The sequence below is a fragment of the Streptomyces sp. NPDC031474 genome (genome assembly GCF_055581185.1).
In genome coordinates this window covers 1-8,413 of the sequence record NZ_JBVIJX010000025.1, presented here as the reverse complement: position 1 = coordinate 8,413, position 8,413 = coordinate 1, and the positions used below count along the sequence as shown (strand labels likewise).

Sequence of the window (8,413 nt, the reverse complement as noted above, 5' to 3'; positions counted from 1 at the left end):
GGAGGGGGAGGGGGGGGGGGGGGGGGCGCTTTTTTGGTTTGGGGGTTGGTCCCCCCCCCCCCCCCCCCCCCCCCCCCACCGCCGTAACAACGCAAAGCACCGGCCCCGTCAAAAGAACACCGACCGCCGCTGCACCAGCAGTTTGTAGAGCGTGTGCTGGATCTGTTCGCGAACCTGGTCCGTCAGGTTGAACATCAGCATCGGGTCCTCCGCCGCCTCCGGCGGATAGCCGTCCGTCAGGATCGGCTCGCCGAACTGGATCGTCCACTTCGTCGGCAACGGAACGGCGCCCAGCGGCCCCAGCCACGGGAAGGTCGGCGTCAGCGGGAAGTACGGGAAGCCCAGGACCCGGGCGAGGGTCTTGGCGTTGCCGATCATCGGGTAGATCTCCTCCGCCCCGACGATCGAGCACGGGATGATCGGAGCGCCCTGGCGCAGGGCCGTGGAGACGAAGCCGCCCCGACCGAACCGCTGGAGCTTGTACCGCTCGCTGAAGGGCTTCCCGATGCCCTTGAAGCCCTCCGGCATCACCCCGACCAGTTCGCCCTGGCCCAGCAGCCGTTCGGCGTCCTCCGCGCACGCGAGGGTGTGCCCGAGCTTGCGGGCCAGCTCGTTGACGACCGGCAGCACGAAGACGAGGTCGGCGGCCAGCAGCCGCAGATGCCGGCCCGCCGGGTGGTGGTCGTGGACGGCGACCTGCATCATCAGGCCGTCCAACGGCAGCGTCCCGGAGTGGTTGGCGACGATCAGCGCGCCCCCCTCGGCCGGGATGTTCTCGACGCCCTTCACCTCGACCCGGAAGTACTTGTCGTACAGCGGCCGCAGCAGGGACATCAGGACCTGGTCGGTCAGCTCCTCGTCGTAGCCGAAGTCGTCGACCTCGTAGTCGCCCGTGAGACGCCGGCGCAGGAACGACAGCCCGCCCGCGATCCGCCGCTCCAGGCCCCCGCCCGCGCCCTCGCGCACCCGTTCCTCACCCGTCACAGAAACATCATCCTGCCCAACCGCCCTGGTGGGCAGGGGCTGGACCTCACCGACCTCACCGGCCTGGCCGATCTCGCCGATCTCCCGGACCGGCGCGGGCTCGCCGTTCTTGCGCCGACTCCCCACACCCCGGCGCCGCGGCGGCCGCGCCACGGCGCTTCCCCGGGTCCGGTCGTCGTCGAACGGAATGACCTTGGCGTCCGCCATCGTTGATGCGCTCCTCAGTTGGCGCTCGGCGTCGGGGGGTGAGCCGGGGCGTGCCCGCCGCCCGGCAGCGGCAGAGCGGCGATCCGGTCCACGGCCCCGGCGACGGCCTCGGGCGGCAGGAGCCCGGGGCCGTGACTGCGCGCGAAGTCCGCGAAGGTCTCGGCCGTCGTGTACCGCGGCGTGAACCCCAGCGTCTCGCGCATCTGGTCCGTCGACACGACCCGGCCGTGGGTGAGCAGCCGGATCTGCTCGGGCGAGAAGTCCGTCATGCCCAGCGTACGCACCAGGGACCCCGCCCAGGTGACGGCGGGCAGCAGCAGCGGCACGGTGGGCCGCCCCAGCCGCCGCGAGCACTGCGACAGCAACAGCACCCCGTCCCCGGCGATGTTGAACGTGCCGCTGTTGAGCGTGCCGCGCTCGGGCTCGTGCGAGGCGATCCGCAGCACGTCGATCACGTCGTCCTCGTGCGCGAACTGCAGCCGTGGGTCGTAGCCGAACACGGTGGGCAGCACGGGCAGCGAGAAGTACGAGGCGAGCGGCGTCTCGGCGGTCGGCCCCAGGATGTTGGCGAACCGCAGCACGCACACGGCGACATCGGGCCGCCGCCGGGCGAACCCACGCACATAGCCCTCGACCTCGACGGCGTCCTTGGCGAAGCCGCCGCTGGGCAGCGACTTGGGCGGGGTCGTCTCGGTGAACACGGCCGGATCACGCGGCGCGGACCCGTACACGTTGGTGGAGGACTTGACGACCAGTCGCTTCACACTCGGCGACTTCTGACAGGCCCCCAGCAACTGCATGGTGCCGATGACGTTGGTCTCCTTGACCGTGGTCCGGCTGCCACTGCCCAGCGCCGTCGCCGTCACGTCCAGGTGGACGACCGTGTCGGCGCCGGTCTCGGCGAGAACCCGCGCGATGGTGGGCTGCCGGATGTCGGCCTGGATGAAGTCGGCGCCCCCGAGATGGTGCTCGGGCCGCACGGCGTCCACGGCGATCACCCGGTCGACCCGTGGGTCACGCTGGATCCGTCGTACGAACCGGCCCCCCAGCTGACGGGCCACTCCGGTAACGAGCACGACCTTCCCCAAGATCAGCGCCTTCCTTCCGTCCTGGAACCGCCCTTGAACCATCCTGGTACTGCTCGGCCACCCTGCCGTGTTCCCCGCCCGCGGGCCAACTTAGCGGGTCGATGTTGCGCCGTGATGACCACCCGACGCACCACGTCACCACAACCTTCGGGCGTACGACCAGATCAGCCATGGTGCCAGTCCAGGCATACGCACGGCGTTCAACGGGCCGCACGACACCCGGACATACGTGTGGCCCCCCACCGACAACACGGTGGGGGGCCACACCACGCCTACGCGGCTCGCGTCGGCGAAGAAGTAAGGACGTGCGCTTACTTCTTGTTGCGACGCTGAACGCGCGTGCGCTTGAGCAGCTTGCGGTGCTTCTTCTTGGCCATCCGCTTGCGCCGCTTCTTGATAACAGAGCCCACGACTACCCTCGCTCACTTCTCATCACTCGGTGCTGGGCGCCATGGGCCCATACGACCTACGAGGGGCTAGCCTACCCGCCCGAGCGCTGAGGTCGTAATCGAGGCGGATCGGGGGAGATCCGGAAGAGCCCTGAGGAGCCCCCCGACCCACTGTCGTCAGGCGGTTTCCACCCCCACATAGCTCTCGCGGAGGTACTCGTGAACCGCTTGCTCGGGGACGCGGAAGGACCGCCCCACCCGGATCGCGGGCAGATGACCACTGTGCACCAGCCGGTACACGGTCATCTTCGACACTCGCATCACCGAGGCGACTTCCGCCACGGTAAGGAACTGAACCTCGTTCAGAGGCCTCTCGCCAGCTGCAGCCATGACACACCTGAACCTTCCGCACTCGACTCGACGGCCACCGGCTTCCCCTTCCGGTGACTCTTCGTCGCTGCGTGCTCACTCCCCAATGTAGGGGCGGGTGATGCGAGTGGGGAAGAGGTGCACCCATCGCATACCTATCGCAGGCCTACTGTGACAGACACGCTCGATTGAGTACGTAGCGGGTAAGCGGCCTGTAGTAATCCGACCGCACACCGTCATCAAGTGGAACGGCCACGGAGACGACCCCCTCGGCCTCCCCGACGAACAGCGCGGGGTCGTCGGTGTCGGCCGGCCCGATGGCCTCGAACCCCAGCTGACCTGCCCCGCAGACCCACCCGTGGTCCCCGATGACGAGCTCGGGCAGCCGCCCCGCACCCTCGGCCGCCGCGTCGAGAGCGACCCGAACCGGCAGCGGCGAATGACTGTGCACACCCGTCGCACAACCGGCGCGTTCACCCCCGGCCTCCCGGACGACCGCGACTCCCCGTACGTAGTGCAGGGTGTGCGTGCGTAGACCGAACCGGGTCGTTATGTCGACACAGTGACCCTGCGCCGGGGTGAGGACTTCACATCCCGCCGCCGACAAAGCGTCTGCAAGAGCGGCGTAGAACCCCAGCAGCCGATGCGGATGCCCGGTGCCGAGCAGCACGGCAGCACCACGCTGGGCTACCGAGGCGAGCCGATCCGCGAACGCGTCGAGCGCGGCAACCGTCCGCTCGGGGTCGATCACATCATGCCCGGACACGCATCGAGGATCGGCCGAAACCCCGCACTTGTCCGCCATCAACGCGATCAGATCCCGCTGCCCCCAGCTCCGTTCGGGATCAAGCCCGATCAGCACCCGAGGATCCCGCGCGGCGAAGAGCCGATAACTCCGCAGACTCTCCTCCCGAGGGGTAGCCACCACCCCGGCCAGCCGCGCAGCCAGCAGATGCGCCCGAATCCCCCCAGAACTCAACACGACAGCGATGCTGACGGACGGCAGCGGGGACCGGGACGGAAACGGCGGAACACCGCACAGTTGGCGTAAGCACTCCACCCCGTCCGCAGCCTTACAGCCCGTCGAGAGCCTTCCACCCCGTCCGCAGCCTTACAGCCCGTCCGGCGTTTGAGGACGAGGCCCCTTCAGGGCCGATACGGGGGTCCAGGGGGCAGAGCCCCCTGAGGATGGGACGGGTAGGGGCGGCGGGGGCGAAAAAGAGCCCGCCCACGCACCCCTAAGCCAGCAGCCCCCGCAACGGAAAAACCGCCCGCCGAGCAGCCAGCACAGCCTGATCCAGCCGATCTGCAGGGTCGTACCCCGCCTCCCACTCGGCCCACCGCACCGGCCACCGCCCATCAGTCATCCGCGCCGGCCCCAACTGCCGCGTACGAGCGAAGACCTCTTGCCGCCACCCCTCAGGAATCACCGTCTCCGGAGCCACCGGCACCCCCGCCGCCACCCCCACCAGGTGCGTCCACGACCGCGGCACCACCTCCACCACCGCGTAGCCACCCCCGCCCAAGGCGACCCACTTCCCCCCGGCGTACTCGTGCGCCAGCTCATGGCAGGCCACCTGCACAGCCCGCTGCGCATCGAGCGACACCGCGAGATGAGCCAGCGGATCCTCGAAATGCGTGTCGGCCCCGTGCTGGGTCACCAGCACATCGGGCCGGAAATCGGCGATCAGCTCCGGCACCACCGAGTGAAACGCCCGCAGCCACCCCGCGTCCCCGGTCCCCGCCGGCAGAGCGACGTTCACCGCGGACCCCTCCGCCCCCTCCCCACCGGTCTCCTCCGGCCACCCGGTCTGCGGGAACAACGTACGGGGATGCTCGTGCAACGAGATCGTCAGCACCCGCGGGTCCTCCCAGAACGCCGCCTGCACCCCGTCCCCGTGATGGACGTCCACATCCACGTACGCGACCCGCTCGGCCCCCAGCTCCAGCAGCCGGGCGATCGCCAACGACGCGTCGTTGTAGATGCAGAACCCCGACGCACCCCCCGGCATGGCATGGTGCAGCCCGCCCGCGAAGTTCACCGCGTGCAGCGCCTCCCCCCGCCACACGCTCTCCGCGGCCCCCACCGACAGCCCGGCGATGAGAGCGGACACCTCGTGCATCCCCGCGAAGGCCGGATCGTCCATCGTCCCCAGACCGTACGACTGGTCCGCCGCCCCCGGATCCGCCGACGCCGCCTTCACGGCCTCGACGTAGTCCTGCCGGTGCACGAGCCGCAGCGTCGACTCCCCGGCGGGCTTCGCCGCGACGACGTCCACCTCCCGGTCGAGCCCCAGGGCACCGACCAGCCTCCGGGTCAGATCCAGCCGGACCGGATCCATCGGATGCTCGGGCCCGAAGTCATAGCCCGTTACTGCCTCGTCCCACATCAGCTGTGCGCGGCCGCTCATGCCCGCCACCGTATCGGTCAGGTTGAGCCTCGAACGACCGGGCGTACACCAACGTCACCAGCACCAACACCATCGGCACCACCATCGCCCCCCGATAGGTCCAGGCGTCCCCCAACGCCCCCACCAACGGCGAACCGATCAAAAACCCGACGTAGTTGAAAATATTCAGGCGCGCGATCGCCGCATCCGAAGCCCCGGGGAACAACCGCCCCGCCGCCGCGAACGTCTGCGGCACCAGCACACACAGCCCCAGCCCGACGAGCGTGAACCCGAGCATCCCCACCCACGCCCCGGGCGCGCCCGCCACCACCGCGAACCCGCCGGCCGCCACCAGCGCCCCCACCCGCACCACGGCCGCCGCCCCGAACCGCCGCACCCCGAAGTCCCCGATGGCCCTCCCCAGCAGCGTGGTCACCATGTACACGTTGTACGGGACGGTCGCCAGCTGCTCCGAGCTCCCCAGCACGTCCTGCAGATACTTCGCACTCCAGTTGGAGACGGTCGAGTCCCCGATATAAGCGAACGACATCACCAGACACAACGGCAGCAGAACCTTGAAGACGACACCCGTACCGCCACTCCCCGCGCTGCCCTCATCGACGGCCCCGGCCGCACCCCCCTCGCCGACCTCGTCCACCCCGTCGACATACCACCGGCTCCCCACCAGAGCGGCCGGCAACAGCACAGCCACCACCGGCAGATACGACACCCACAACGCGAGGTGCCAGTGCGCCCCCACCCACGCCAGCGAGGCCCCCACGATCCCGCCCAGGCTGTACACGGCATGGAAACTGAGCATGATGCTGCGCCCGTACGCCCGCTGCAGACTCACCCCCAGCATGTTCATCGACGCGTCCAGCGCCCCCACGGCGAGCCCGAACGCCGCCAGGGCCACCCCCAGCTCGACCATCCCCCGCCCCGCTCCGACCCCGAGCAGCGCCAGCAGCACGACCGGCTGGGACCAGCGCAGCAGCCGGCTGGGCGGTATCCGCTTCACCAACTGCTCGGTCGTCACGCTCCCCACCCCGGCCAGGACGGGCACCGCGGCGAGGAAGACGGGCAGCAGCCCGTCCGACACCCCGTACCTGTTCTGGATGGCCGGGATCCTCGTCACGAGCAGCGCAAAGGCGGCCCCCTGCGCGAAGAAACTGAACGCCAAAGAGGCCCTACCGCGCCGCAGCACTTCTGTCATGGCGGCGAGCGTAGGGCCCCTGCGTACTCGTGGGTAGATCAAGCCAAAGATGAGTTCTCTTCAGCTTTACCGGCGCCACCGGCGTCACCGGCGTCACGGCGGCGATACCGGGGTTACCGGGCGAGGACGACCTCGGCCATCTCGACCTGGGCTTCAGCCTCGGCCTCCCCGATCTCCCCTGCCTCCCCGGTCTTCACCTCGGAACGGAGCATCGCCTCCATCGGCCCGGCGCCGAGCGCCCCGCCGAGCACGATCCCCATGCCGATCGCCACGACCATCACCACGGACCCCAGCCACACCATGGTGTCCACCGGCACCGTGTACGCCCCCACAACCCGCAGCACGCACTCGGCGAGCAGCACCACACCCCACGCGAGGGAGAAGGCCCGCTCCCGACGCCGGAAGTCCGCCGACGCCGCCGCCACACCACTCTCCAGCCTCTGCCACGCGGCCTCCTTGACCGCGTCGCCCTTCACCAGGAACGGCTTGAGCCCGGCGGTCATCATCGGCCGCCCCAGCGCCACGGAGACCAGGATCCCGATCCCGACCGTGCTGCTGACCCCGCTGTCCTTGGCCAGCATCAGCCGCGGGTCCCCGGAGACGAAGCTGAGCACCAGCCCGACGACGTTGACGACGAGGATGAGCCCGGCCAGCCCGTTGAGCGTCCGCTCCCTCGCCGCACTCCACACGGTCCGCCCGGCCGGCACGACGCTGCTCCAGGCGAGAGCGGCGAAGGTGCTCATCCCGAACGCACCCTTGAACAGGTAGTACGACCCGAGCGGCACCGCCACGTCCAGGAGGAGCGGTGCGAAGGCGTTCTGCTTCTTGTGCTGGTTCGTCGTCATGCCCTCAGCTTCGCCGCCGGGAGGGGTCCCCCAGTAGAAACGAACGTCCGGAGCTACGCATGACAAATGTCAGCCCGGCACCCGATCGAACGTCAGATCAGCAGGTCAGCCAACTCGCCCATGCCGGAAAAGAGTTGAGTGGCTCCCGCGAGCTTCGCGGCCTGCGTCATCGCCGTGAACCCGAGTACGTCCATCCCGGCCGCCACGGCCGCCTGCACGCCCAGCGGGCTGTCCTCCACGACCACACACCGCCCCGGTGCCACTCCCATCCGCTGAGCCGCGTACAGGAACAGATCGGGAGCCGGCTTCCCCTTGCCCACGTCCTGCGAGCTGAAGATGCGGGCGTCCTCGAACCACCGGTCCAGCCCTGTCGTCCGATGCCCCACCCGAATCCGCTCATGACTCCCCGAGGAGGCCACGCAGTACGGCACCCCGTCCGCGGCCAGCTTCGCGAGGACGTCCACAGCACCCGCCACGGGCTCCAGCTCCCGCTCGAAAGCCGCGAACACCCGCCGGTGGAACGTGTCGTCGAACTCCGCCGGCAAGCGTTCCCCCGTGCGCTCCTCGACCAGGTCGTGGATCCGGTGCATGGCGGACCCCATGTAGTCCCGGATGGAGTCCTCGTAGGAGGTGGGGTGCCCGAGCTCGGTCAGATAGGCGGCCAGCAGCCGGTTCGAGATCGGCTCGCTGTCCACGAGGACACCGTCGTTGTCGAAGATCACCAAGTCGTAGCGCATGACTCGACCCTAAACGAGTCCCCAAAACAAGTCCTGAACGCAGAAAACCCCCGTGCCGAATGGCACGGGGGTTTCCTCAATATTTGTTCGGCGGTTTCCTACTCTCCCACAGGGTCCCCCCTGCAGTACCATCGGCGCTGTAAGGCTTAGCTTCCGGGTTCGGAATGTAACCGGGCGTTTCCCTCACGCTA

General features: G+C 69.2%; 9 protein-coding genes and 1 rRNA gene. All 10 read right to left on the bottom strand.

The genetic code is table 11. The features are described from left to right. Positions 1-108: 108 nt before the first annotated feature. Complete coding sequence (locus ACZ5SK_RS40385; protein ID WP_457494765.1) at positions 109-1,191, bottom strand: lysophospholipid acyltransferase family protein; 1,083 nt, start codon at positions 1,189-1,191, stop codon at positions 109-111. Positions 1,192-1,205: 14 nt separating this feature from the next. Then, positions 1,206-2,279, bottom strand: a complete 1,074-nt coding sequence (locus ACZ5SK_RS40380) for an NAD-dependent epimerase/dehydratase family protein (protein ID WP_361708172.1) — start codon at positions 2,277-2,279, stop codon at positions 1,206-1,208. A 311-nt stretch (positions 2,280-2,590) separates the two neighbouring features. After that, the gene (locus ACZ5SK_RS40375) at positions 2,591-2,689 is read right to left on the bottom strand and encodes a 30S ribosomal protein bS22 (RefSeq protein ID WP_003948845.1); all 99 of its coding nucleotides are present in this window, start codon (positions 2,687-2,689) and stop codon (positions 2,591-2,593) included. A 156-nt stretch (positions 2,690-2,845) separates the two neighbouring features. Beyond that, positions 2,846-3,058, bottom strand: a complete 213-nt coding sequence (locus ACZ5SK_RS40370; RefSeq protein ID WP_004984898.1) for a helix-turn-helix domain-containing protein — start codon at positions 3,056-3,058, stop codon at positions 2,846-2,848. A gap of 145 nt (positions 3,059-3,203) precedes the next feature. Continuing rightward, positions 3,204-4,019, bottom strand: coding sequence for a phosphatase (locus ACZ5SK_RS40365; RefSeq protein WP_334578039.1), 816 nt, complete (start codon positions 4,017-4,019; stop codon positions 3,204-3,206). Positions 4,020-4,275: 256 nt separating this feature from the next. Continuing rightward, on the bottom strand, positions 4,276-5,448 hold the full coding sequence (locus tag ACZ5SK_RS40360) for an acetoin utilization protein AcuC (protein ID WP_334578040.1): 1,173 nt from the start codon (positions 5,446-5,448) through the stop codon (positions 4,276-4,278). Next, a complete protein-coding gene (locus tag ACZ5SK_RS40355) occupies positions 5,399-6,640 on the bottom strand; it encodes an MFS transporter (RefSeq protein ID WP_361708166.1) in 1,242 nt (413 codons plus the stop codon). Before ACZ5SK_RS40355 ends, ACZ5SK_RS40360 begins: the two co-directional genes overlap by 50 nt. 113 nt (positions 6,641-6,753) lie before the next feature. Next, positions 6,754-7,485: a VC0807 family protein gene (locus tag ACZ5SK_RS40350; protein WP_334578042.1), complete on the bottom strand. Its 732-nt coding sequence runs from the start codon at positions 7,483-7,485 to the stop codon at positions 6,754-6,756. Positions 7,486-7,577: 92 nt separating this feature from the next. Further along, complete coding sequence (locus ACZ5SK_RS40345) at positions 7,578-8,222, bottom strand: HAD family hydrolase (RefSeq protein ID WP_468418248.1); 645 nt, start codon at positions 8,220-8,222, stop codon at positions 7,578-7,580. An 85-nt stretch (positions 8,223-8,307) separates the two neighbouring features. Further along, positions 8,308-8,413, bottom strand: a 5S ribosomal RNA gene (gene rrf / locus ACZ5SK_RS40340); the annotation flags it as partial.

Bases quoted from the DNA above. Each gene is read 5' to 3' on its own strand.
- ACZ5SK_RS40385 (WP_457494765.1), bottom strand. From the start codon at position 1,191: ATGGCGGACGCCAAGGTCATTCCGTTCGACGACGACCGGACCCGGGGA.
- ACZ5SK_RS40370 (WP_004984898.1), bottom strand. From the start codon at position 3,058: ATGGCTGCAGCTGGCGAGAGGCCTCTGAACGAGGTTCAGTTCCTTACC.
- ACZ5SK_RS40360 (WP_334578040.1), bottom strand. From the start codon at position 5,448: ATGAGCGGCCGCGCACAGCTGATGTGGGACGAGGCAGTAACGGGCTAT.
- ACZ5SK_RS40355 (WP_361708166.1), bottom strand. From the start codon at position 6,640: ATGACAGAAGTGCTGCGGCGCGGTAGGGCCTCTTTGGCGTTCAGTTTC.
- ACZ5SK_RS40350 (WP_334578042.1), bottom strand. From the start codon at position 7,485: ATGACGACGAACCAGCACAAGAAGCAGAACGCCTTCGCACCGCTCCTC.
- ACZ5SK_RS40345 (WP_468418248.1), bottom strand. From the start codon at position 8,222: ATGCGCTACGACTTGGTGATCTTCGACAACGACGGTGTCCTCGTGGAC.